Raw genomic sequence first — 21,546 nt, forward strand, 5'->3', positions numbered from 1 at the left:
TCCCGACGGGGCGCGAAGTCGCCAAACCCGACCCCGTCAGGAACCCACTCCATCCGCCACATGAGCAGTGAAAGGAGCACCCACACTTTGTCCACCGCGCATCATTCGCGCAAATCCCCGTCGCCCGACTGCGACCTCAGGCAGCGTGACGCGCAGGTCTCGACCTGCGCCGGACGGGAACAGATCGTCCTCGTCGAACTCGACGGAACCGAGCAGTGGCTGTGTCCCGCGCACGCGGCCGCCGTCTGGCTCACGGACCCGACGCTGCGTTTCAGCGCCAAGACTCGGCCGGAGGGAATCTCGGCCGTGATGGGGCAGGCGTTCGGCGACGGGGGTGGTCGCCGATGACCACCACCCTTCCGCAGGGCGTTGCCGCTCTCGTCGATAAGGCGTCGGAGCCGGAGTTCGCGGCCTGGCGCCGGAACATCGTCCGCCTCGGTGGCTGCACCAACCCGATTCACCTGGTCGGCGCGGCAACCGTCTACGACACCACGACCGGTGCGGCCTTGCTCTCCTACAGCTCGGACGTCTACGGAGGTCGCCTGCTTACCGCGTGCGGCAACCGGCGTGCGACGGTCTGCCCGGCCTGCTCCGCCTTGTACCGGGCGGACACGTTCCAACTCATCCGGGCCGGCCTCGTCGGCGGCAAGAACGTCCCGGAGGCGGTGAGCGGTCACCCGCAGGTGTTCGCCACGCTCACCGCCCCCGGCTTCGGCCCGGTCCACACTCGCCGTGAACGTGACGGACGCGTCCGGCCCTGTCGACCTCGTCGGGCAGGGGACCACTGTCCGCACGGAAGGCCGGCCGGATGCCGTGAGCGGCACTCGGCGGACGACCCTCGTCTCGGCGAACCCCTCTGCGCGCGTTGCTACGACTACGCGGGTGCTGTCCTCTGGCACGCGTTCGCTGGTCGGCTCTGGCATCGCTTCGGGCTGGAGCTGCGCCGGGAGGTCGCACGGCAAGCAGGTCTGCCGCGAACCGAGTTCAAGGAAGTCGCCCGACTGTCGTACGCGAAAGTCGCTGAGTACCAGCGGCGGGGCCTGGTCCACTTCCATGCTGTGATCCGCCTTGATGGCCCCGACGGACCCGACTCGGCTCCGCCTCACTGGGCGACGATCCCGCTCCTGGTCGACTCCGTGCGAGCCGTGGTCGGACGAGTGGGGCTCAACACCCCTGGCGCGGTTGTCATCGGGCCGCGGGCGCTGCGCTTCGGTGCCCAGATCGACGTACGCCCGGTCACCTCGTACCGCCGGGACACGGGGGAGCGGCCTGCTTCCCCGGCCACCGTGGCGGGGTACATCGCCAAGTACGCCACGAAGGGAGCGGAGTCCGCCGGTGCGGTGGACGGTCGCATCCATCATGCGCGAGACATGGTCATGCTGCCGGTGCGTGCACACGTGCTCCGCATGATCGCCACGTGCTGGTGGCTCGGCGGCTTACCGGAGTTCGCGCCCCTCGGCCTGCGCCGCTGGGCCCACATGCTCGGATACGGCGGCCACTTCTCCACCAAGTCGCGCCGCTACTCGACGACGCTGACCGCCCTCCGGCAGGCCCGTACCGACCACCGGGCGGAGCAACAACGGGCCTCCGTCGGCCTGGCCGACCAACCAACGGTCACGGTCGGCCGGTGGCGCTATGCGGGGCGCGGCTACTCGCCGGAAGCCGCGCTCCTGGCGGCCTCGGTACGAGAGGGCGGTGCCTTCCATGGCACGTGAGACCCATACGAAGGCGGCCGAGCTGCTCACCGTGCGGCAGGTCCTCGACGAACTGGGCGGCATCTCTCGACGCACCTTCTACCGCTGGCGGGAACTGCGCCTCGCGCCCGCCTGCATCCGGTTGCCGAACGGCGAGCTGAGGGTCCGGCGCGACGTGCTCAACGACTGGCTGGAAGAACGGGCGGAGGGGACGGCGTCGTGAAGTCGTACAAGGTCGTCATCTGGAAACTCAGCATCAACCGCTCCGCGAAGAAGCCGACGTATCTCGTCCGATGGTCCGTGGACGGTGAACCGTTCCACGAGTCGTTCAAGACGAAGGCGCTGGCGGACCGCTTCCGCGCGAAGCTCCTCCGCGCGGCTGACAAGGGCGAACCGTTCGACACCGTGACCGGCCTGCCGGACTCGCTACGCGGTGGAAAGGCCGCGCTGTCCTTCCTCGACCTTGCGGTCAAGTACGTGGACGCCCGTTGGGCGGAGGCGTCGGCCAAGCAGCGGGACAGCATGACGGATGCGTTGGCGACGGTCCTTCCCGTTCTGGTCAAGCCGGGACGGGGGCGGCCTGGTCAGGAAATCCTGCGGCGGGCACTGCGGTCCTACGTCCTTCCGGTTCCTCGACGGGAGCGGGAGAGGCCGGAGGAGATCGCGGCGGCGGTGCGGTGGATCGAGAAAGCATCACTGCCGGTCGGGGAGTTCCAGGAGATCACCCGCGTGCACGAGCTGATCGACGCGCTGGGGCGCAGGCTCGACGGCAAGCCTGCTGCCACCCAGACGTATCGGCGTCGACGCGCGGTGGTCTTCAACGCGCTTGAGTACGCGGTCGAGCTGGAACACCTGCCGTTCAATCCACTGAGCCGCGTCCGGCGCAAGCGAGGGAAGCGGCCGGTGCAGGAGGTTGACCGTCGTGTCGTGGTCAACCCTCGGCAGGCGCGGGAGCTGCTGACCGCCCTCACGTACGTGGGCGGCTACGACCGTGCGAGTGGCCGACGATTGCGGGCGTTCTTCGGCTGTCTGTACTACGCGGCCATGCGACCGGGGGAGGCGTTGGGGCTTCGCCGCTCCGACTGCACGCTTCCGGCGTCTGGCTGGGGCCGCATCGAGCTGGCGGAGACCCGGCCCACGGCAGGTAAGGCGTGGACCGACTCCGGCGAGGCGCACGACCGGCGGGGACTCAAGCAGCGGGCCCAGGGCGAGGTGCGCATCGTGCCGATTCCGCCTCCACTGGCTCGGCTGCTCCGCGAGCACCTCAAGGAGTTCGGTACGGCTGAGGACGGCCGGCTGTTCTCCAGCGAGCGGGGCAACGTGATCGCGGCCTCGTCGTACTCGCGCGCATGGAAACAGGCTCGGGAACTGGCGTTCGTGCCCCACCAAGTGTCGTCAGTCCTGGCCTTCCGGCCGTACGACCTTCGTCATGCCGGAGTCTCGCAGTGGCTCAACTCCGGCGTTCCGGCGCCGGAGGTCGCCGCCCGCGCGGGTCACTCGGTGGACGTCCTGCTCAAGATCTACGCCAAGTGCATCGACGGCCAGGAGCAAGAGATGAACGACCGGATCATGCAAGGGCTCGGGGAGGAGAGTGTCACCCCGGACTGACCGAACGACATGACCAACGAACGGGAGCCCCGGACCGGAGAGGTTCGGGGCTCCCGTTCGTCAGTCCACGTATAGGCCGCACGGCTACGCTCAGGGTCCGGGAAACGGCTGCTGACCTGCGAGAAAGCCCATCAAGATCATTACGTCGCCATTACGTGATCACTGGCAAACGGCTGCTTCCGGCAGCATCTGCCTGCACATACGCGAAGACCCCACCCTCAGCGTTTCCGCTGGTGACGGGGTCTTTGGGCACCTTCTGCAAGGTGCCCCCGGCAGGATTCGAACCTGCGCACACGGCTCCGGAGCACGTTCAGAGATCGGCTTGCAAATCGGCTCTGACCAGCCGTTTCCTTGATCCCGGGAGGTAGGGGGTGCCCTCCTGTATCGCAGATAGTGCGAAGTTGGAAGTCGCCTCCGGCTCCTGCGCCCATTGATTGGTCGGCTCCGCCGACGGGCTGTAACACCCTCGGGGTGTTGCAGCCGTCTGTGACCGGACAGCCCGGACACCCGGCACTATGAGCTGTCCGGGCTGTTTATGCAGGTGAGAGGCGTAACCGGACAGCCGGACAGGTGGGACACTAAGTGTCGGTCAACCGGGCGAGTGGGACGCTGGTAGAGGAAGCCGCCACGTGTCTGGAAGGGGAAGCCGCGAGCCGCAGGCCAGTCCGCGAGGTACGTACTTGGAGTGATTGCGCCGATCAAATCCTCCACTCCTTCGGACTTGGGGTGAAGTCTGAACCCTCGGGGTTGCTATCCACGAGGCGTGTCGTACGAAACCGCAGCATGCCCATGGCTGGCATTGTGCCGGCAGATTCACCCACCCGCGGGCGAGAGTGCGTTCGCAATAAGTCAAGGAGTGCCTTGCCCGAAGGAACTCGCGCGAGCGCTCCGCCTGGAGACGACGAACTTCTCACCTGCTGTACTGGTCGGCAGACGCGCGTGCTTTCCGCAGCCCTGGCTTCTTTCCACCTGAGCTACCGCCTGGGGCGCCTACCATTTCGGCAATTGCGGCCTGAACTATTCAGGCATGCCTATGGGAGGCGCAGCACACCAGTGTCGAGGATGTGTTCGTCTCCGTTGCTGCGGTAATCAATTTGACGTGTGGCGTGTCGGCTGTCATAGATAAGAACGGTCAGTGGAACGATTGTGTCTTCGTCGCAACGTCCGCAGCTTTTCGAAATATTGAGTCGAACTCTGCGATAAATAGGGGCGATCTGTAGATGTCTTGCTCTTACGTAAATCTCAGTGGGGTCTGTCGGCTCGTCTGGAAGTCTAATAGTCATTTCGCTGGTTTGTTGGTGTGAGACCTCCGTTGTTCTGCTATTTTTCGCTGCCAAATTCGCGGCCGCCTCAAGCTTGGCGTCGACCTTTCTCTTTTTCCCGAAGGTAGACCCTAGATTTCCCTTGAGGCTGTAAGACTGCGTACGCTCGACAATGAACGTATCTTTCACTGAGGCCGAGTTTGTGTATTTATTCTCCTGTCCGGCCGTAATGTGAAGTACAGTGGTCCAGGATTCCGGGGCGACGTACTCCTCGTCGAGAACCTGGAATGCTACGATTCTGTACTCGATTCTATCTCCGAACAAAAGGAATCGTCGCCTGCTTGAATAGAATGCGTGAACATTCCCAGGTGTGCTGTCGGCAGCCCTGTCGACTTGGTACTGAAAATATTGCCGCATCACCTCTTCTGGAAGTTTATCCACTTCCTCCTTCAATACGAAACCGGAAAATTTGTCACGGCTCCCTGATGTGAATGCATTGCCGACCTCTCCGGGTCTTGCTTCCCCTGTTACCATAATGGCTCTAATGGAGGAGTCAATTCCCCTAATGCTCGAGAAGAGCTCTACTCCAGTAGCCAGAGGCATGCGCTGATCGAGTACGGCGACTTTGATGGAGTTCTCTCGGACTGCGGAAAGCGCCAGTTCAGGGGTATGGCAGCCGATGCTGCGCAACCCCGTTCGCAATTCGATCAGCTGAGCGAACTGTTCGGCGGTGTCCCGTACATCATCAACGACAAGGATTTCATACATCGTTCCTCCGCGAGGGGATGGCTACCGTGAAAGTTACAACCGTTTCTGAAGTGGCGAAGGATACACTTCCATTAGCGTAATCCTCAATGAGTCTTTTCGTTACTGAGAGCCCTAGGCCTTCATGGCCGCTTTTCGTGCTGAAGCCGCGTTCGAAGAGACTTTCATCGGGAAATGTGGTAGCGCTTTGGTTGGCGATCTCGATCACGTGATGTTCGACGCTTGAAGAATATGAAATGTGGATTGCGCCACCGGTTGGGCTGGCCTCCACTGCATTCTCAATCAATGGAAGCAGCGCTGCGATGGAGAAGCTATTGCTGTAGCCCGGAAAATTTTCAGGAAAATCCGCCAGTGTAACGTTGAGAGCCTTTTTCTCCTTGTCGGCATAGAAATTTGCTGCAGCCTGAAGTGACTTGCCGATTGAGGCTGGTGACCAACCTGAAGATCTTTCCTCGACGGAGGTCTGTTCGCGATAAGCGCTAATGAAGCATTTGCAGATATCTACCGCGTTGTGGATACGTCTGACTGCATCTTCCGGGTTCCTTCCGCTTGACTCAATATAGAGCGCCGCCGCCTCGATCTGGGCGAGAGGGGTGCGTAGGGAGTGGGCGATTTCCTTGGTCAGTTGTGATTTGTCTATTCTCGGTCCGATAATGCTGATGCGCGCATTATCGCCGCTGATGATCAAGCGGTCAGTCAAATCCGCAACTACTCGGTGGGATACCTCGGCAGGTACTTCGTCTACAAGGTAGGGGATAACCGAGTCGATTCTACTTTGTCCGCTATCTCGTTCCCTTCGAGCAATCTCCAGTCGTGCCAATACCTCGGTTTCGAAACGGTGACTCTGTTCCCTGCTGCGTCTTGCGAGTAGGGCCGCAAGAACTGATGCTACGAGGCTGCCAAGCAGGGCGGCGGCGGCCGCTACTGTGGCTGCGGTAACTGCTGACATTCTTCTCATCGCTCCTCTCCTCTGGGTGGTGCCTCACCCTATCCAGATGGTGTTGTACCAGCATGGCAGGAAGGTCGGCGTTGCTGCGTCAAATGCGTGCCCTGCTGCGAGCGCTGTGCGACTAGGCGGTGCCGTGGGGCGTGACCAGGCTGTCCACTCCCTTTTGAGGCAGATCGGACCGGAAGTGGCCCCCGGCTCCGACGCTCATTGCGAGGTCAGCTTCGCCGACGGGCTGCAATACCCCGGGGTGCAGCGTCTGTGACCACACAGCCCGGACAGCGGCACTTTGAGCTGTCCGGGTCATTTGTGCAGGTGAGGGCTCTAACCGGACAGCCGGACAGGTGGGACACTTGTCCTCGGCGCGCTGCGGAGCTCGGTGGCACTCTTGACAGCGGGCAAGGGGTGGAACGAGAGGAGTCGAAGTGCCGGAGGCCAGTCCGCGCGGAACCTACCTGGTCATTGCGGAGACGCTGCGCAACGAGATTCAGGCCGAAGGAGGTAGGGAGGTGCTGCCGTCGGAAGCAGAGCTGATGGACGCGCACCGAGTCTCCCGGAACACGATCCGTCGCGCGCTCAAGGTTCTCGAAGGGGACGGGGTTGTCGAGTCCGCTCCCGGTATCGGGTGGCGCGTGGTCCGGGGAGGCGACCGCCGGTCGCTCGCGGAGCGCATGACGGACGTAATCCAAGAGGACTCCCTCTCGGTCGGTGACGCGTACCCGTCCGAATCGAAGCTGTGTGAGCGGTTCGGAGCGTCTCGGACCGCCGTGCGTCGGGTTCTTGCCCAGATGGAGGGAAACGGGGTGCTTGCCACCGTGCACGGCAAGGGGCGAACCGTGTGCGCTCTCCCGACTCGCAACGCCCGGTCGTAGTCTTGGCCCCCATGGGACTGACTGAGTGGGCGTACACGCTCTCTGAATCGCTGCTTTCCGATCCGCTCCCGCGCCGGTGGGCGCACTCGCTAGGGGTCGCCAAGCGTGCTCGCTCCCTGAGCCCCATCCTGGGGGACGACGCGCAGCTGTTGGAGGCCGCCGCCGTACTGCACGACATCGGCTATTCGCCAGCCATTGCCGCTACGGGCTTCCACCCCTTGGACGGCGCGCGGTTCCTCAGAGATCAGGAAGGCGCGGACGAACGGGTTGTTCGTCTTGTGGCGCATCACTCCTGTGCCTTGCTCGAAGCGGAGGAACGCGGGCTTCGTCGGGAACTCGAGAGTGAGTTCGAGCTAGAGCGCCCCGACCTGGTCGACGCCTTGCTCTACTGCGACATGACGACGACGCCGGACGGCACGCAGACAACGCCGGCGGCGCGGCTGGATGAGATCGTGCAGAGGTACGGCCCGGACACCATCGTCGGGCGGTTCATCCAACGCGCGGCCCCCGAGATTCATGCAGCGTCGAAGCGCGTCGGGGATCGGATGGCGGACGTTTCCGTCGGTGGTCAGCCGATGTAGGGTGCCCGCCGCGTGTCATCGAGACCGTGCCGGATGCGCAGCATCATCGAAGGGTGGATATCCAGCCCGTCAAGGTTCGCCGGGTCAATCCAGCGGACCTCTTTCGATTCGCTACTAGTGCGCAGCGAACCGCCGACCGAGTGGGCCCGGAAACAGATGGAGAACTGTTGCCGGACTTCACCGTTGTCGTACGCCAACACGTGCTCGGGGTCGGTATAAAGCCCGACGATGTTGTCTACCTCGACGTCGATACCGGTCTCTTCCCGGACCTCACGAACAACCGTGTCCGCGATGCGCTCGCCGATATCGTGGCCACCGCCGGGCAGGGCCCAAAGGTCATTATCGGTCTTGTGGATGAGCAACAGTTTCCCTGCATCGTCGCGGACAACTGCTGTTACTGAGGGGACCACCGAATTGGCCTTAGGCGCGTTCGGGTCGCGGAAGTAGTCAATGCGGTTCATCAATGTGTGCCTTCCCAATCGTCGGGTGATGAGATCGGACGAGCCGACTGCCACACCTTTTCAACACTCTCTGCGTAGGCGTCGAAGAGTTCACCGCCGGGCACGCGTTGCAGATGGAGCACGGGAGCCATGTAGGCACCGACCCCGTAGAGGTGGCCGTTCGCCAGCAACTCGTCATCGGCCCGGTAGATCGAGTTGTAGAGCGTGGTGCCGTGCAAGCGGAACTCGACACCGGGGAGGCCAAAGAGCGGGCCGTAGTTGATGAGGGCGTTGCGAACCTTGCCCGCCATCGCGGCGCCGATGCCTTCGTCGTCGCCCCGTACGGCTACGGCCGGCGAGTCCGGCTCTCCCAACATGAAGCGGATAGGGACTCCGTCAACTGACTTCTCTTTCACGATGCGGTGAAACGTCGCGTCCTCGGTGAGCCAGAACCCCGAGTACACCAGTAGGTCAAACTGCCGGGTCGCTTTGGAGTACAGGTTCGTCCAAAGGGTCTGCATCACGACGGACCGGTGCGGATACAGCCTCACCAACTCCGCGTTGCCGGTGGCGGTCACTTCGGCCGACGTTCGTTCGTCCGGCCAGAGGTACGAGACTTCGCACTTCAGAAGTGAGGCGGTCGCGTACTGGAAGCGCCGATACGGCTTGCGGTCAGGGTCATTGATCCAACGTTCGACCGTCTTCGCCGCGACGCCGAGTCGTTCAGCGACCTCGTCAAGGGTCAGACCCAGGTCGACTATCGCGCCACGCAGTCGCTCGTTCGCCACGTCCAACCTCCGCTCACTCGGGACGACTTGGTACGACTTCACGCTAGCCAAGGACGACCTGAGTCGTACAGGTGCGAAGTCGAGCGTCGCAGTCATCGCCGCCACTCTGTAGGTACATCGAGCGCGAGGGGCTCGCGGAACGCCAACAGTCGAAGGGCTTGACGCAGCGAACCTCTCACTGCACGATGAGGAACACGTAATACATGTTCTCCATCGGAGGACGTGTATCGACGCACACATGTTCGGCGGCGGGACTCCCCAGCAAGGTCGCCTGCCGCCGGACCTCTCCCTGTCCCATCGATTCAGGAGAACGTCCATGCGTACGTACATCGGCCGTCGACAGGCCGTATCCGCTGACGACTTCGTGGAACTGGCCCTCGGGACCCCGGTTGAGCTGTGGCTCGGGGTGGAGGGTGAGAGCGAGATTGAGCGTGCGGCCCGGATGGACGCGGCGCGCGACATCTTGGCCGACCCCGAGTACAGCAACCTTCCGGACGACGTGGCCCGCATCGCCGCTGAGGTGATCGAGGTGCACGCCCCGGAGCTGTTCAACGTCGTCGCCCTGGTACGCCCGATCGGGCGCCGTCGGTCCTCCCGGAAGGGGGCGGCGGCATGAGCGCCCCGGAGACGAAGCTGACGGCCGCGCACGCCGAGGTGAAGGCGGAGATCGCGCGGACCGACACGAAGACCGGTCTGTTGCTGGCGTTCGTCGGTGCAGTGCTGGCCGGAGCCTGGACGGTCGCCAAGGACATGTCGTTGAACACCGCTTCTCTCGCGGTGGGCGGCGCGGGCATGGCGCTGTTGGTCGCGGCGGCGGGCCTGCTGCTGCGGTCGGTGCGTCCGAACTTGCGAGGTCGGCACGGCTTCCCGCTGTGGGCGACGCTCACCGCTGAGGAGATCACCGCCCACCTGGGTGAGGACCGCCTCAGCGCGGACATCGCGGGTCTGTCCCGCCTCGCGGTGGCCAAGTTCACCGGTCTGCGCCGTGCGGTTGACCTGACCTGCGCAGGTGGTGCGCTGCTCATCGTCGCGGCCCTGATCGTGGCCGGGGGTGCGGCATGACGACGACTCAGAGCATCGAGCGTCCGACGGTTCCGCCGCTGACGAAGCCGGAGATGGGGCTCGCCGGGCTGGGCGCGCTCGCCGCGGCTGGTGTCGGCGCGCTGGGCCTGATCGCTTCGTTCGACGCGGTCTCCTCCGCTGCCGCCCGGTGGGGTTTCGGTGAGCCGTGGATGCTGCCCGTCGGTATCGACGTGGCCATTCCGGTGTTCACCGTGGCCAACCTGCTGTTGATCCGGATGGACATGGCACTGGCGTGGGTGCGGTTCGTGCCCTGGGCGCTGACGCTGATCACATGCGGGCTGAACGTCGCCGCCGGTGAGTCTCTGTGGGCGAAGGTCGCACACGGCACGATGCCGCTGCTGTGGGTGGTGTTCTCCGAGATCGGCGCGCACATCTACGCCGTGCGTATCGGTGCCGCGACCGGCCGGCGGATGGAGAAGGTGCGGTTCTCCCGGTGGATGCTGGCGCCGCTGTCGACGTTCGGTCTGTGGCGGCGGATGACGCTGTGGGAGATCACCTCCTACTCCGAGGCGTTGAAGCGGGAGCGTGAGCGGCAGTTGGCCCGCGCCCGGCTCCGCGAGGAGCACGGCCGCCGGTGGCGGTCGAAGACCCCGCGCCCGGAACGCGTACTGCTGAAGCTGGGCGAGCTGGCCCCAGCGAGCGAGGACGTACCGCCCGTGCCGCCGAAGGAGACGGAGAAGCCGAAGCCGGAGGCACCCAAGCCGCCGCGGAAGCGCCCGGCCAGCACCAAGGGCAAGTCGACGAAGGCGCCGCGGACCCCGGCGGAACTGCTCACCGAGGCACGCCAGGCCACAGCCGAGTGGGCCGATGACGCGATCAACGCGGAAGCCATCCGCACCACGCTGCACTGCTCAGCGGCCAACTCCCGGGTGCTGCGCGACCTGCTGCTGAACGAGCGGGCCGACGGGCGCCGCCTGCACCCGATCGACGGCGACGACAACGAGGGCATCGAGGGGGCGGCGGCATGAACACCCTGCTGAGCATGCTGGCCGCGGCGGCGCCGGTCGCCTCCGGCTGGACGGCCCACACGTTGTGGCTGCGGCGGCGCCTGAACGTCGCCCGTCGCGACCCGCTGACAGGACTGCGGACGCGCGAGGCATTCACCCGCCGCGCCGCTGCCCTGCTGCGCGACCCGCGCGCGGTCGTGGTGCTGGCCGACGTCGACAGGTTCAAGCAGATCAACGACACCTTCGGGCACGCTGCCGGGGACGCGCTGTTGCAGGCAACTGCGGACCGGCTCGCCCACCACGTCGGCAGGTCCGGGGTGGCCGGGCGGCTCGGTGGCGATGAGTTCGCCGCTGTTCTGATCGACGACCACGGCACCGCCGGAGACATGCTCGCTGTGCTGCACGGCGTTCTCTCCCGGCCGGTCGATGGCCAGGACCCCGCCGTACACACCACCGTCTCTCTCGGCTGGGTGCGTGCTGCCGACTTCCCCGACGATGACCTGTCCGCGCTGCTGCGCCGTGCGGATGAGGCGATGTACGCGGCCAAGCAGGCACGCGCCGGTACCCGCCGTGCGGGGCTGGGTCGGCTGTTCGCCACGGTTACCGGGCGGCGCGCTGGCCGTACGGGCGCCCGCGCGGACGCTCCGGTCGTGGGGGTGGCTGCCTGATGTCGACTTACGCCAAGTGCTTCGACCCGCACGGCACCCGGTTCGGCATCCCCACGTTCCCATGGCGGTTCGCCCCGGATGGCTACGCCACCCGCCGACAGCTGCGCGAGAAGGGGCTGCGGCCGGGCGGACAGCCGGTCGCCGCGCAGGTGATGCGCTGCCACCGGGGCCGCAAGTCCGGGGTGCAGGTCGCCTACCTCTACCGCATCGACTGCGCGAAGCCGGTCCGGCCGATGACCTCGCGCAAGTGGGGCGCGCTCGCCCTGGCGATGCTCGCCCGCCGCACCTGCCCGCAGTGCCGATTGACCTACAGCTACTGCATCCCGACCTCGCTCGGGGTGTGTGTGCCCTGCGCCTACCCGGAAGAACAGCGCGCCGCTTGACCCGCTCAGCGCGGGGCCCGGTCTCAACCGACCAAAGCAGCGGCCGGGCCCCGCATCCCTCCCGAAAGAAGGAACCCCAAGTGAAACACCCCGACGACGACAACGAACTGTTCAACCGGCTCGAAGCCGAGATGGCCACCGACTCCAAGGGCGACGTGGTCGACCTGGACAAGGCGCGGTCGGCCCGTACCGAGTCGGCCGACAACACCCCCGACGCGTCGCCCGACTCCACGCCCGACCGGTCGGCCGACTCGAAGCCGACCGAGTCGGCCGACTCGGAGACGGGGGAGTCGGACGACTCTGGCCCGGCTTTGGTCGACCGCCCGGCGCCGACTCGGTCGGGCCCCGGTCTGATCGACCGTATCCGCGACTCCAAGCGGCTGGACATCATCCCGGTGTGGATGAAGTCGGGCGCGGAGTTCAAGGACGCGATGGGCTGGCTGGCCGGGCACGTCTGGCACACCATCGCCTTCCACGCGGTCCGCGTGCCGTTCCTGTACATGCCCAAGCTCATCTGGCGTTCCCCGAGCGGCCTGGTCAACGCCCTGGGCAGGATCGGCCGTTGGGCGGTCGACGCGGAGGGTGAGCCGCTGCGGCAGGCGGAGGCGCGCCGCGAGAACTCCGAGCTGTACCTGAAGCTGTCCCGGCAGCGTGACCGCCGGGTACGCCTGCGGATGCTCCTCACGTTCCTTGGCGGACTGTCCGCCCTGGTTGTGGGCCTGTTCCTGGTGTTCGGGGCGGCGCTGATGACACAGGTCATCGCCGCCGCGGTCGCCGTGCTGACGCTGGGCTGGCTGGGTGCGCCGGCGGATGCGCCTCTGGCCACCCGCGCGGTCATCAAGACCGAGGTGCAGAAGCTCACCAGCGACATCGTGGTCAAGGCCATGGCGTCCATCGGTATCGGGCAGATCGCGTCCGCGGTCGCCAAGGGACAGGACGGCATCCGGTTCGTCGCCCCGATCACCCGCGAGGGCCCGGGCTGGCGCGCGGACATCGACCTGCCGTTGGGCGTGACTGTCGCCGACGTGGCCGACCGGCGTGCCCGGCTCGCCTCCGGCCTGCGCCGCCCGCTGGGCTGTGTGTGGCCGGACGCCGACCCCAACGAGCACGAGGGACGGCTCATCCTGTGGGTCGGGGATAGGGACCTGTCCAAGACCGGCACCGTGAAGTGGGCGCTCGCCAACGTCCGCAAGCACGACATCTTCAAGCGCGTCCCGTTTGGCATCGACCCGCGCGGCCGGGCTCAGTCCGTGCCGATGATCCAGCACAACATCCTGGTCGGCTCGCTGCCCGGCCAGGGCAAGACCGCCTCCGTGCGCGTGCTGGCCTGCGGCGCCGCTCTTGACCCGAGCGTGGAACTGTGGCTGCACGAGAACAAGGGCACCGGTGACCTGGACTCCCTCGAATGCGTCAGCCACCGGTTCGTCTCCGGCATCGACGACGACTCGATCCGGTACGCGGCCGACTCTCTGAAGCTGCTGCGCGAGGAGGTCATGCGGCGCGCGGCTGCGATCAAGAAGCTGCCGCGGGATCTGTGCCCGGACAAGCGGGTCACCCGCGCCATCGCTGACAAGCGCTCGCTGAAGCTGTGGCCGCTGGTCGGTGTGTTCGACGAGTGCCAGAACCTGTTCGCGCACCCCAAGTACGGCAAGCAGGCTGGCGACGATGCCGAGTTCATCATCAAGCTCGGTCGCGCCCTGGGCGTGATCCTCGTGCTGGCCACGCAGCGGCCCGACAAGGACTCGCTCCCGACCGGCATCAGCGGCAACGTCTCCATCCGCTTCGCTCTCAAGGTCGCCGGACAGGTCGAGAACGACATGATCCTCGGCACGTCCGCGTACAAGAACGGCGTGCGCGCCACGTCGTTCCGCCCCGAGATCGACGCCGGTAACGGCTACCTCGCCGGAGCGACCGCGCTGCCGGTCGTGGTCCGCACCGCCTACCTGGACGACCCGGCCACCAACGCCATCGCTCAGCGCGCGCTCGCCCTGCGCAAGGCCGAAGGCACCCTGTCCGGGCATGCCCTCGGGGAGGACACCGAGAGCACGTCGGGTCCGTCGTACGACCTGCTTGCCGACGTGGCCGCGGTCGTGCCGCCGTCGGAGAAGCGCGTGTGGAACGAGCGGATCGCCGCCCGGCTTGCCGAACTGCGCCCCGAGGTCTACGGCGGCTGGAAGGGCGAGAACGTCACCAGCGCGCTCAAGCCGCACGGCATCAAGACCACCGGCGTGGCCGGGACGACCGACGACGGCGAGCGCACCACCCGCCGCGGCATCGTCCGCGACGACCTCACGAAAGCGATTGCGGAGCGTGACGAAAATCGGGGTGCCGCCTAGCCCCGCCGGCCCGCTACCGGTAGCGGGCTCACCTGCTACCGGTAGCACCCCCGCTAGCACCCCACAGAGCAGCTGATCTGCTATCTAGCGCATAGCACCCCACCTGCGAAAACCCCGGAAACCCCGAGAAAGGGCCCCCGATGACCCTCATCGCCCTTGCTATCGCCTGCCTGGTGCTCGTCACGCTCGGTTACGGCTCACTGTGTGCGGCCAGTCCGTTCGGCACTTGCCGCAAGTGCAACGGCTTTGGCTTCGCCACCACCACCGACCGCAAGGGACGCCCCAAGCGCGGCAAGAGCTGTCGCCGCTGTAAGGCCACCGGCAAGCGCATACGCGCTGGGCGCTGGATCTTCAACCGCGCCCAGCGGATCTACCGCGAAGGCACCAACTGACCACCCGTCCACCCCACTCGAAGGAGGTTCCGCCCGTGGCCGTCACCGTCTCGCTCGTGGCCCTGTTCGGACTCGTCCTGTTCTTCCTGCTGCGCTCCAAGTCCCTCGGCTACGGCGCCGCGTTCACCGCCGCCGCCTTCGGCTTCTTCCTCGCCTCCACCGGCGCATCCGGCCCCATCAACCAGCTCGCCGCCGCCGTCATCGACGCCATCCAGAGTCTCTGAGGAGTCCGGCCATGAACGAACAGATCATCGCCCGGCACTGGCTCGCCATCATCGCGCCCAAGGCGGCGCCCGCCATCGCCACGTCCACCGTGCTCATCCTGGCCCGCATCTGGAACGCCAACGGCGCCGAACACTCCCTCGGCAACGCCGTGCTCATGACCGTGCTGTCCCTCGGAGCCGCGGCGGCCGGCGCCTGTGCCTCGCTCGGTCGCTCCGGTGACGGCGTGCTCGCCGGGACCGCGTTCGCCGCCTCCGGCGGGCTCGCCCTGGCCGGAGTCGCCGGATACGCCGACGGGCTGTCCCTGCCGCTGCTGCTGTGGGCGCTCACCACCGCTGTCGCCTACGGGCTCGCCGCTCGGTACTGGCGCACCGACCGGCGCGACACCGTCGCCTACGAGCGGCACGTGAGCGACCGCCGCGAGGAACGCGCCCACATCGAACGCGTCGAAACCCTCCGCGCCACCACGCAGATCGAGGTGGCCCGTACCGGCGCCGCCTACGCCGAACAGCTTGCGCAGGCACTCGTCACCCGCGCCACCCTGCCCGGCTTCGACCCGCAGGCGCTCAACCGGGCGGGCCTTCCGCAGCTGCCCGCCGTCGGCGAGCGGGAGGCGCTGTGAGGTTCTTCCTCGGCACCCATCAGCCCCAGTGGCTGGGCACCGCGAATGTGCCGCTGTTCGTCTCCTACCGCCGTCTCGCGACCCGCCGCACACTGCCGCGCGCCATAGCGCCGTGGGCCCTGGACTCCGGCGGGTTCACCGAACTGTCCATGCACGGCACATGGCGCACCACCGCAAGCACCTATCTCGCCGCAGTCCGCCGCATTCGTGACGAGATCGGCCGCATGACCTGGGCCGCTCCCATGGACTGGATGTGTGAGCCCTGGATCACGGGCCTGACCGGCCTGAGCGTGAGCGAACACCAGCGGCGCACAATCGACAACTTCCTTCACCTGCGCGGAGCGGCCCCAGACCTGCCCATCATCCCCGTCCTCCAAGGCTGGGAGCTGGGCGACTACCTTGCCTGCGCCGACGCCTACGAGCGAGCCGGTATCGACCTGGCGGCCGAACCCGTCGTCGGACTCGGCTCCGTATGCCGCCGCCAGGCCACTGGGGAAGCCGCCGCGATCGTCACGACCCTCGCCGCGCAGGGGCTGAGGCTGCACGGCTTCGGATTCAAGACCCTCGGCTTGCGCAGCTGCGGACACAGCCTCGCATCGGCTGACTCCCTCGCCTGGTCCTACGACGCCCGCCGCAAACCGCCCCTGCCCGGTCACTCGCATAAGAACTGTGCCAACTGCCAGCCCTACGCCCTCAACTGGCGCGCTCGCACTCTCAACAGCCTGCCGCCGTGGCACCAACCGCCACTCGGTGACGACACCCCCGAAGGAGACGCAGCATGACGCCCCGAACCGAGAGGCCGACCACGATGAACGCGCACCCCCAGGACCTGGCGAACCAGGCCGCGGATGCGATCCGCAGCCTCAACCACGCCACCCGGAACGCCAGGGGAGAGCTGAACTTCCCCGGCGACGCGTACGCGCTGGTTGCGTCGCTCAAACAGCTCACCCAGCGTCTGCCGCAGAGCTTCGAGCAGATCTCCGGCTTCCTGGGGGCGCTCGCCAAGACCGGGGCGGTCACTGCGGACCATGGCGCGCCGGATGACCACCTTGCCGGAGCCCGCTCCGCTCTCGCCTCTGCCGCGCTGATCGCCCAGACCCTCACCGACCACTTGGACCGCGCGCACAGTGCCCTCGGTCCGCTCGGCTACGACATCGGCTCCGAGTAGCAACGCCGCGGCGGCGGGACTCCCCAGCAAGGTCGCCCGCCGCCGCGGTTCTCCCTGCCCATCCGAAGACAGAACAGGAGATCCCCAGCATGCCGTACCCGGACGGCTCTGCCCAGCTCACCGCCGCGCTTGACGCAGCGTCGCGCGACTGGCACGTCTTCCCCCTCCGGCCCGGAGACAAGCGCCCCGCCATCTCAGCGTGGGAACAGCGCGCCACCACCGACCCGGACCGCATCACCCGGTGTTGGACGCACGCCCCCTACAACGTCGGTATCGCCACCGGCCCTTCCGGCCTGGTTGTCATCGACCTGGACAGGCCCAAGCACCCCGACGACACACCGCCGGCGGACTGGGCCGCGCACGCGGTCACCGACGGCGCCGACGTGCTGGCCGTGCTCTGCGCGCGCTACGGCCAGCCGTTCCCCGGCAACACCTACACGGTCCGCACATGGAGCGGCGGCACGCATATGTACTTCACCGCACCCCAGGGCGAGCCTCTGCGCAACACCGCAGGGGACAGCGCCCGCGGGCTGGGCTGGAAGGTCGACACGCGCGCCGTCGGCGGACTCGTGGTCGGCGCGGGCAGCACCTTCGACGGGCACCCCTACAAGGTCGTCCACAACGCTCCCGTGGCGCCTCTGCCGGGCTGGCTCGCCGAACTGCTGCGCCCGGCTCCGCTGCCTCCGCAACGACCGGTCACGGTCGCCCTCGGCGGCCATGGGAGGCGCACGGCGTTCCTGAACGCCGCAGTCAACGGCGAGTTGGCCCGCGTCACCAACTCCGGCGAGAACGAGCACAACACGAGCCTCTACCTCGCCTCCGTCGCCCTCGGACAGCTCGTAGCCGGGGGAGAGCTGAGCGAGGCCGACGTGACCGGCTGGCTCTTGTCCGCCGGGCTTCGAGTCGGCCAGGGCGAGCGCGAGGCACAGCGCACCATCGCCTCCGGCCTGCGAGCCGGAGCACGACGCCCCCGGACGGTCGCAGCATGAGCGCCAACCCCATTCCGCCCCTGCACCTGTACTCCGTGCCCAGCGACTCCGAGCCAGCACGCCCGGCGCCGCCGAAGCGGGAGCGCCCGCGCACCGCATGGACGGCCGATCAGCTCATGGCCGCCCACTTCCCCGAGCCGAAATGGGCCGTGCCCGGCATCCTCGCCGAAGGCGTCAGCGTGCTCGCCGGACCGCCCAAGGTTGGCAAATCCTGGCTCTCCCTCGGACTGGGCCTGTCGGTCGCGGCCGGAGGTACGGCGTTCGACTCCGTGCCCGTACAGGGCGGACCCGTGCTCTACCTCGCCCTCGAAGACACCCCGCGCCGACTCCAGACCCGCATGGGCAAGCTCTTGGGCGGACAGCCAGCCCCCGCCGGGCTCACCCTGGTCACCGAATGCCCGCCCTTCCCCCAGGGCGGCATGGAAGCCATCGCCCAGTGGTTGGAGCGCAACCCCGATGCGCGCATGGTCGTCATCGACGTGTTCGCCAAGATGCGCGGGAACGCACCGCAAGGAGTGTCGGCATACGACGCGGACTATGTCGCAGTCGGCTACGCCAAGCGGCTCGCCGACCACTACGGCGTTGCCGTTGTCCTCGTGCACCACGTGCGCAAGGCAGCCTCCGAGGACTTCCTCACCGAGGTCTCCGGCACCAACGGAATCGCCGGAGCCGCTGACGCCACGCTCGTACTGAAGCGCGCCCGCGGCCAGGCAGACGGCATCCTGCACGTCACCGGCCGAGATGTGGACGAAGCCGAGTACGCCCTCAGCTTCCAACCCGCCTCCGGTGCCTGGCACCTGTTGGACGGCTCGGTCACCGATCACACCGTCAGCGACACTCGCGCCACGATCCTGCGCTACGTCCGCGCTCACCCCGGCGCCAAGCCCAAGGACATGGCGGGCGAACTGCCGAACGTCGACCTCGACACGATCCGCCGCACCTGCAACCGCATGGCCGACGCCGGACAGCTCACCAAGGACCCCGGCGGCCGGTACTACCCGGACACCGAGACCCGGACGGAGGGCGCCCAAGAGGTGTCCGCACTGTCCGGCTGTCCGGTTACCCCCTCTGACCAGCACGAACACCCCGGACAGTCGGAATTGGAGCTGTCCGGCCTGTCCGGTGCGGACGAAGGCGAAGGGATGGCGGGATGAGCGCCCGTACGCAGGACGAAAAGATGACTGTTCAGGAGGTCATCACCGATCTGAAGGTTGCCCCGTCGACCTTCTACCGGTGGCGCCAACTCGGCAAGGGCCCCCGCTCGATCAAGCTTCCCAACGGCGACGTACGAATTCGGCGGTCTGAGTACGAGCGTTGGCTCACAGAGCGGGAGGACGCTGCGTGACCACGAATGACGAAACCCCTCCGCTCCGACCACACGGAGAGGCAAGGCCGGGTTACTCCCTCGATATTCGGCTTTGGAAAGTAACGAAGGTCAACCGGAAAGCGCGCCCGTACCAACTGCGGTGGGTTGTAGGCGGGAAGGTAAGTAGCGCGACGTTCGCCACGTCGGCACTTGCCGAAAATCGAAGCTCGGAATTGCGGCAGGCTATGCGCAGGGGCGAGGCTTTCGAGATTGAAAGCGGACAGCCTGAGTCCGAAGTCCGCGCGGCAGAGGAAGCGGCCAAAGCCTCTGAAGAAGAGCCACCGTTGCGTTGGTTCGAGTTCTGCCGGAAGTACGTGGCCGGGCGGTGGCGTACGAGTGCAGCCAAGACCCGAGAGGGCATGGCGGACGGTCTTGCAGCCGTTTCTCTCGCCATGGTCAAGCGCGGGGACGATGCTCCGTCAGATGAGCAATTGCGGTTGGCTTTCCGGTGGGGGATCGTGCCCGCGAATGCGGGGGAGGACCCGCCGGCCGACCTCAAAGCCGCGTACGACTGGCTCACAACGACGGACCGCCCGGTTGGCGATGTGGCAGACGCTGCGGTGTTCGAGGACGTGCTCTACCGCCTCGGATACAAGCTGGACGGCACCCCGGCGGCGGGCGACACGTACAGGCGCCGCCGCCGCGCCCTGAACACCGCACTCGAACACGCGGTGGTCGCGGGCGACCTCTCGGGAAACCCGCTTCAGGGCGCCCGCCGTAAACACGTCGGCTCCAATGACGTGGTGGACCGGCGCGTCCTCGTGAACGCTCTTCAGGCCCGTCAGTTGCTCTTGGCAGTCTCCTACGTCGGATCGTGGGATCGGTGCCGTGGAAGGCGCCTGGTGGCCTTCTACGCGGTCCTGTACTACGCGGGCCTGCGTCCGGCTGAGGCGGTTGGACTGAAGCGGTCTGACTGCCATCTCCCAGACACAGGATGGGGCACGCTGACGCTCCGGGAGACGCGTCCCGTCTCCGGGAAGCAGTGGACCGATTCCGGGGAGCGTCACGACCGCCGCGGGCTCAAGGCACGGGAGGCCAAGAGCGACCGACCGGTGCCTATCCCGCCTGTCCTCGTGACGATCCTCCGGGCTCATCTGGACACGTTCGGCACGGCCAAAGAAGGGCGCGTGTTCGGAAACGAGCGCGGGGGAGTGGTCGGCTCTTCTACCTACTGGCGAGTGTGGGAGGAAGCGCGGGAGTACGCGCTACCGCCTGAGCGTGTCGCCTCACCGTTGGCCGGACGCCCGTACGACCTGCGGCACGCGTGCATCACGCGGTGGCTCAACGCGGGGGTGCCGATCGCTGAGGTCGCCCGGCGGGTCGGCAACTCGCCAGAGGTGATCCACCGGCGCTATCACGGCTGCATCGACGGTCACGAGGAAGCGGCCAACGCGAAGATCACAAAGGCGCTGGAAGAGGACGGCGATACGGCCTGATGTGTGTATCGCAGATGGTGCGTGAACACTGAGAGAGAGTGAGAAAGAGCGGGAGTCAGTGAGACTGACTCCCGCTCTCTCATGTCGGCATCCGCACTGGTCAGAGCATGATTCTTGCTGTCTGACTGGCGAGTGCCCCCGGCAGGATTCGAACCTGCGCACACGGCTCCGGAGGCCGTTGCTCTATCCCCTGAGCTACGGGGGCGTGTCGGTCGCGTTGCTCGCGGCGACGGACAGAACACTACCAGCTCCCTCGGGGTGATCAGGAACGGGTTTCCTGGGGTCAAGGAGGGGCGGGTTTCTCGCAGGGGGTGGAAGTGGGGAAAACCCGGACGCGGTGGCTGGGCCGGACCTACTCTCGAGTTGTGTCAGGCGCTTCGGGCCGGGTGCTTGTTGTGGACGACAACAAGGTCATCCGGCAGCTGATCAGGGTCAATCTCGAGCTGGAGGGCCTCGAGGTCGTGACCGCGTCCGATGGTGCCGAGTGTCTGGAAGTCGTGCATCAGGTGCGGCCCGATCTCGTGACCCTCGATGTCGTCATGCCTCGTCTGGACGGTCTCCGTACCGCCGCGCGGCTGCGTGCCGATCCCCGCACCTGCGACCTTCCCCTCGCCATCATCAGCGCCTGTACGCAGTACGAGGTGGAAACCGGTCTCGAAGCCGGCGTCGACGCCTTCCTCTCCAAGCCCTTCGATCCCGCCGAGCTCGTCAGTCTTGTGCGCAGGCTCATCGGGGGGACCAGAGGGGAGGAGACCCCTGACCGGGGAATCGGGCTCGAAGCACCTCTTGGTGTCAGCCCCGGGCACGACCTCACCCTCCGAGGCAGCGAAGGCGAAGGCGACGGCGACGGCGTGAGCATGTGCAACAAGCACGAGCACGCGCACGCGCAGGAACCCCACCACCATGGCCAGGCAAACCGGCACGCGCACCCCGGCGGACCCAGCCCCCTCGTAGAGCCCATCGCCGAATAGGCCACCC

The 21,546-nt window shown here is 66.7% G+C and carries 25 protein-coding genes, 1 tRNA gene and 1 pseudogene; 22 read left to right on the forward strand and 5 right to left on the reverse strand.

What is annotated here, in order from left to right:
* Window positions 1-87 precede the first annotated feature (87 nt).
* From P1P75_RS16820 to P1P75_RS16835, 4 genes are read left to right on the forward strand one after another with little or no spacing between them, the layout of a single operon-like run.
* A complete protein-coding gene (locus P1P75_RS16820) occupies window positions 88-348 on the forward strand; it encodes a hypothetical protein (protein ID WP_319256017.1) in 261 nt (86 codons plus the stop codon).
* Window positions 345-1,715 carry a replication initiator gene (locus P1P75_RS16825; protein WP_319256019.1) on the forward strand — a complete coding sequence of 457 codons (1,371 nt, stop codon included), beginning with the start codon at window positions 345-347 and terminating at the stop codon, window positions 1,713-1,715. Before P1P75_RS16820 ends, P1P75_RS16825 begins: the two co-directional genes overlap by 4 nt.
* Window positions 1,705-1,917, forward strand: a complete 213-nt coding sequence (locus tag P1P75_RS16830) for a helix-turn-helix domain-containing protein (RefSeq protein WP_319256021.1) — start codon at window positions 1,705-1,707, stop codon at window positions 1,915-1,917. Before P1P75_RS16825 ends, P1P75_RS16830 begins: the two co-directional genes overlap by 11 nt.
* A complete protein-coding gene (locus P1P75_RS16835) occupies window positions 1,914-3,302 on the forward strand; it encodes a site-specific integrase (protein WP_319256023.1) in 1,389 nt (462 codons plus the stop codon). Before P1P75_RS16830 ends, P1P75_RS16835 begins: the two co-directional genes overlap by 4 nt.
* A 1,031-nt stretch (window positions 3,303-4,333) precedes the next feature.
* Here P1P75_RS16835 and P1P75_RS16840 read toward each other — a convergent pair.
* Window positions 4,334-5,332, reverse strand: a complete 999-nt coding sequence (locus P1P75_RS16840) for a response regulator (RefSeq protein ID WP_319256025.1) — start codon at window positions 5,330-5,332, stop codon at window positions 4,334-4,336.
* Window positions 5,325-6,278 carry an ATP-binding protein gene (locus tag P1P75_RS16845; RefSeq protein WP_319256027.1) on the reverse strand — a complete coding sequence of 318 codons (954 nt, stop codon included), beginning with the start codon at window positions 6,276-6,278 and terminating at the stop codon, window positions 5,325-5,327. The genes P1P75_RS16840 and P1P75_RS16845 overlap by 8 nt, the downstream gene beginning before the upstream one ends.
* Window positions 6,279-6,700: 422 nt before the next feature.
* Here P1P75_RS16845 and P1P75_RS16850 point away from each other — a divergent pair, with 422 nt between their 5' ends.
* Both P1P75_RS16850 and P1P75_RS16855 read left to right on the forward strand, forming a co-directional pair.
* The gene (locus P1P75_RS16850) at window positions 6,701-7,147 is read left to right on the forward strand and encodes a GntR family transcriptional regulator (protein ID WP_319256029.1); all 447 of its coding nucleotides are present in this window, start codon (window positions 6,701-6,703) and stop codon (window positions 7,145-7,147) included.
* A gap of 11 nt (window positions 7,148-7,158) precedes the next feature.
* Window positions 7,159-7,728 (forward strand): HD domain-containing protein, encoded by a 570-nt coding sequence (locus P1P75_RS16855; RefSeq protein WP_319256031.1) that lies wholly within the window; start codon window positions 7,159-7,161, stop codon window positions 7,726-7,728.
* On the opposite strand, the gene P1P75_RS16860 is transcribed toward P1P75_RS16855, so the two are convergent.
* Together P1P75_RS16860 and P1P75_RS16865 are read right to left on the reverse strand one after the other, a co-directional pair.
* Entirely contained in the window at window positions 7,716-8,189 is a 474-nt protein-coding gene (locus tag P1P75_RS16860) for an NUDIX domain-containing protein (RefSeq protein ID WP_319256033.1), read from the reverse strand. The genes P1P75_RS16855 and P1P75_RS16860 overlap by 13 nt on opposite strands.
* Window positions 8,189-8,956: a helix-turn-helix transcriptional regulator gene (locus P1P75_RS16865; protein WP_319256035.1), complete on the reverse strand. Its 768-nt coding sequence runs from the start codon at window positions 8,954-8,956 to the stop codon at window positions 8,189-8,191. The genes P1P75_RS16860 and P1P75_RS16865 overlap by 1 nt, the downstream gene beginning before the upstream one ends.
* 316 nt (window positions 8,957-9,272) lie before the next feature.
* On the opposite strand from P1P75_RS16865, the gene P1P75_RS16870 reads away from it, so the two are divergent.
* The 15 genes from P1P75_RS16870 (at window position 9,273) to P1P75_RS16940 (ending at window position 20,568) form a co-directional block, all read left to right on the forward strand.
* Window positions 9,273-9,572, forward strand: coding sequence for a hypothetical protein (locus tag P1P75_RS16870; RefSeq protein WP_319256037.1), 300 nt, complete (start codon window positions 9,273-9,275; stop codon window positions 9,570-9,572).
* Window positions 9,569-10,018, forward strand: coding sequence for a Pycsar system effector family protein (locus P1P75_RS16875; protein WP_319256039.1), 450 nt, complete (start codon window positions 9,569-9,571; stop codon window positions 10,016-10,018). The genes P1P75_RS16870 and P1P75_RS16875 overlap by 4 nt, the downstream gene beginning before the upstream one ends.
* Window positions 10,015-11,007, forward strand: a complete 993-nt coding sequence (locus P1P75_RS16880; protein ID WP_319256040.1) for a DUF2637 domain-containing protein — start codon at window positions 10,015-10,017, stop codon at window positions 11,005-11,007. The genes P1P75_RS16875 and P1P75_RS16880 overlap by 4 nt, the downstream gene beginning before the upstream one ends.
* Complete coding sequence (locus P1P75_RS16885; RefSeq protein ID WP_319256042.1) at window positions 11,004-11,654, forward strand: GGDEF domain-containing protein; 651 nt, start codon at window positions 11,004-11,006, stop codon at window positions 11,652-11,654. The genes P1P75_RS16880 and P1P75_RS16885 overlap by 4 nt, the downstream gene beginning before the upstream one ends.
* On the forward strand, window positions 11,654-12,037 hold the full coding sequence (locus P1P75_RS16890; RefSeq protein WP_319256044.1) for an RRQRL motif-containing zinc-binding protein: 384 nt from the start codon (window positions 11,654-11,656) through the stop codon (window positions 12,035-12,037). The genes P1P75_RS16885 and P1P75_RS16890 overlap by 1 nt, the downstream gene beginning before the upstream one ends.
* A gap of 80 nt (window positions 12,038-12,117) precedes the next feature.
* The gene (locus tag P1P75_RS16895) at window positions 12,118-14,373 is read left to right on the forward strand and encodes a cell division protein FtsK (RefSeq protein WP_319256046.1); all 2,256 of its coding nucleotides are present in this window, start codon (window positions 12,118-12,120) and stop codon (window positions 14,371-14,373) included.
* A gap of 140 nt (window positions 14,374-14,513) precedes the next feature.
* Complete coding sequence (locus P1P75_RS16900) at window positions 14,514-14,765, forward strand: hypothetical protein (protein WP_319256048.1); 252 nt, start codon at window positions 14,514-14,516, stop codon at window positions 14,763-14,765.
* Between the two features lie 35 nt (window positions 14,766-14,800).
* The gene (locus P1P75_RS16905) at window positions 14,801-14,989 is read left to right on the forward strand and encodes a hypothetical protein (RefSeq protein ID WP_319256050.1); all 189 of its coding nucleotides are present in this window, start codon (window positions 14,801-14,803) and stop codon (window positions 14,987-14,989) included.
* A gap of 11 nt (window positions 14,990-15,000) precedes the next feature.
* Window positions 15,001-15,609, forward strand: coding sequence for a hypothetical protein (locus tag P1P75_RS16910; RefSeq protein ID WP_319256052.1), 609 nt, complete (start codon window positions 15,001-15,003; stop codon window positions 15,607-15,609).
* Window positions 15,606-16,391: a hypothetical protein gene (locus tag P1P75_RS16915; RefSeq protein ID WP_319256055.1), complete on the forward strand. Its 786-nt coding sequence runs from the start codon at window positions 15,606-15,608 to the stop codon at window positions 16,389-16,391. Before P1P75_RS16910 ends, P1P75_RS16915 begins: the two co-directional genes overlap by 4 nt.
* Window positions 16,388-16,777, forward strand: coding sequence for a hypothetical protein (locus P1P75_RS16920; protein WP_319256057.1), 390 nt, complete (start codon window positions 16,388-16,390; stop codon window positions 16,775-16,777). The genes P1P75_RS16915 and P1P75_RS16920 overlap by 4 nt, the downstream gene beginning before the upstream one ends.
* An 89-nt stretch (window positions 16,778-16,866) precedes the next feature.
* Window positions 16,867-17,766, forward strand: coding sequence for a bifunctional DNA primase/polymerase (locus P1P75_RS16925; protein WP_319256059.1), 900 nt, complete (start codon window positions 16,867-16,869; stop codon window positions 17,764-17,766).
* On the forward strand, window positions 17,763-18,920 hold the full coding sequence (locus P1P75_RS16930; RefSeq protein ID WP_319256061.1) for an AAA family ATPase: 1,158 nt from the start codon (window positions 17,763-17,765) through the stop codon (window positions 18,918-18,920). Before P1P75_RS16925 ends, P1P75_RS16930 begins: the two co-directional genes overlap by 4 nt.
* Window positions 18,917-19,111 carry a helix-turn-helix domain-containing protein gene (locus tag P1P75_RS16935; protein WP_319256063.1) on the forward strand — a complete coding sequence of 65 codons (195 nt, stop codon included), beginning with the start codon at window positions 18,917-18,919 and terminating at the stop codon, window positions 19,109-19,111. Before P1P75_RS16930 ends, P1P75_RS16935 begins: the two co-directional genes overlap by 4 nt.
* Complete coding sequence (locus P1P75_RS16940) at window positions 19,108-20,568, forward strand: tyrosine-type recombinase/integrase (RefSeq protein ID WP_319256065.1); 1,461 nt, start codon at window positions 19,108-19,110, stop codon at window positions 20,566-20,568. Before P1P75_RS16935 ends, P1P75_RS16940 begins: the two co-directional genes overlap by 4 nt.
* A gap of 133 nt (window positions 20,569-20,701) precedes the next feature.
* Here the strand turns inward: P1P75_RS16940 and P1P75_RS16945 are convergent.
* A tRNA-Arg gene (locus P1P75_RS16945) sits at window positions 20,702-20,773 on the reverse strand.
* 160 nt (window positions 20,774-20,933) lie between these two features.
* Here P1P75_RS16945 and P1P75_RS16950 point away from each other — a divergent pair.
* Window positions 20,934-21,299: pseudogene (locus P1P75_RS16950) on the forward strand (response regulator); the annotation flags it as partial.
* Window positions 21,300-21,546: the final 247 nt, after the last annotated feature.

The organism is Streptomyces sp. ID05-39B, from assembly GCF_033794725.1.
Lineage (GTDB): Bacteria > Actinomycetota > Actinomycetes > Streptomycetales > Streptomycetaceae > Streptomyces > Streptomyces bobili.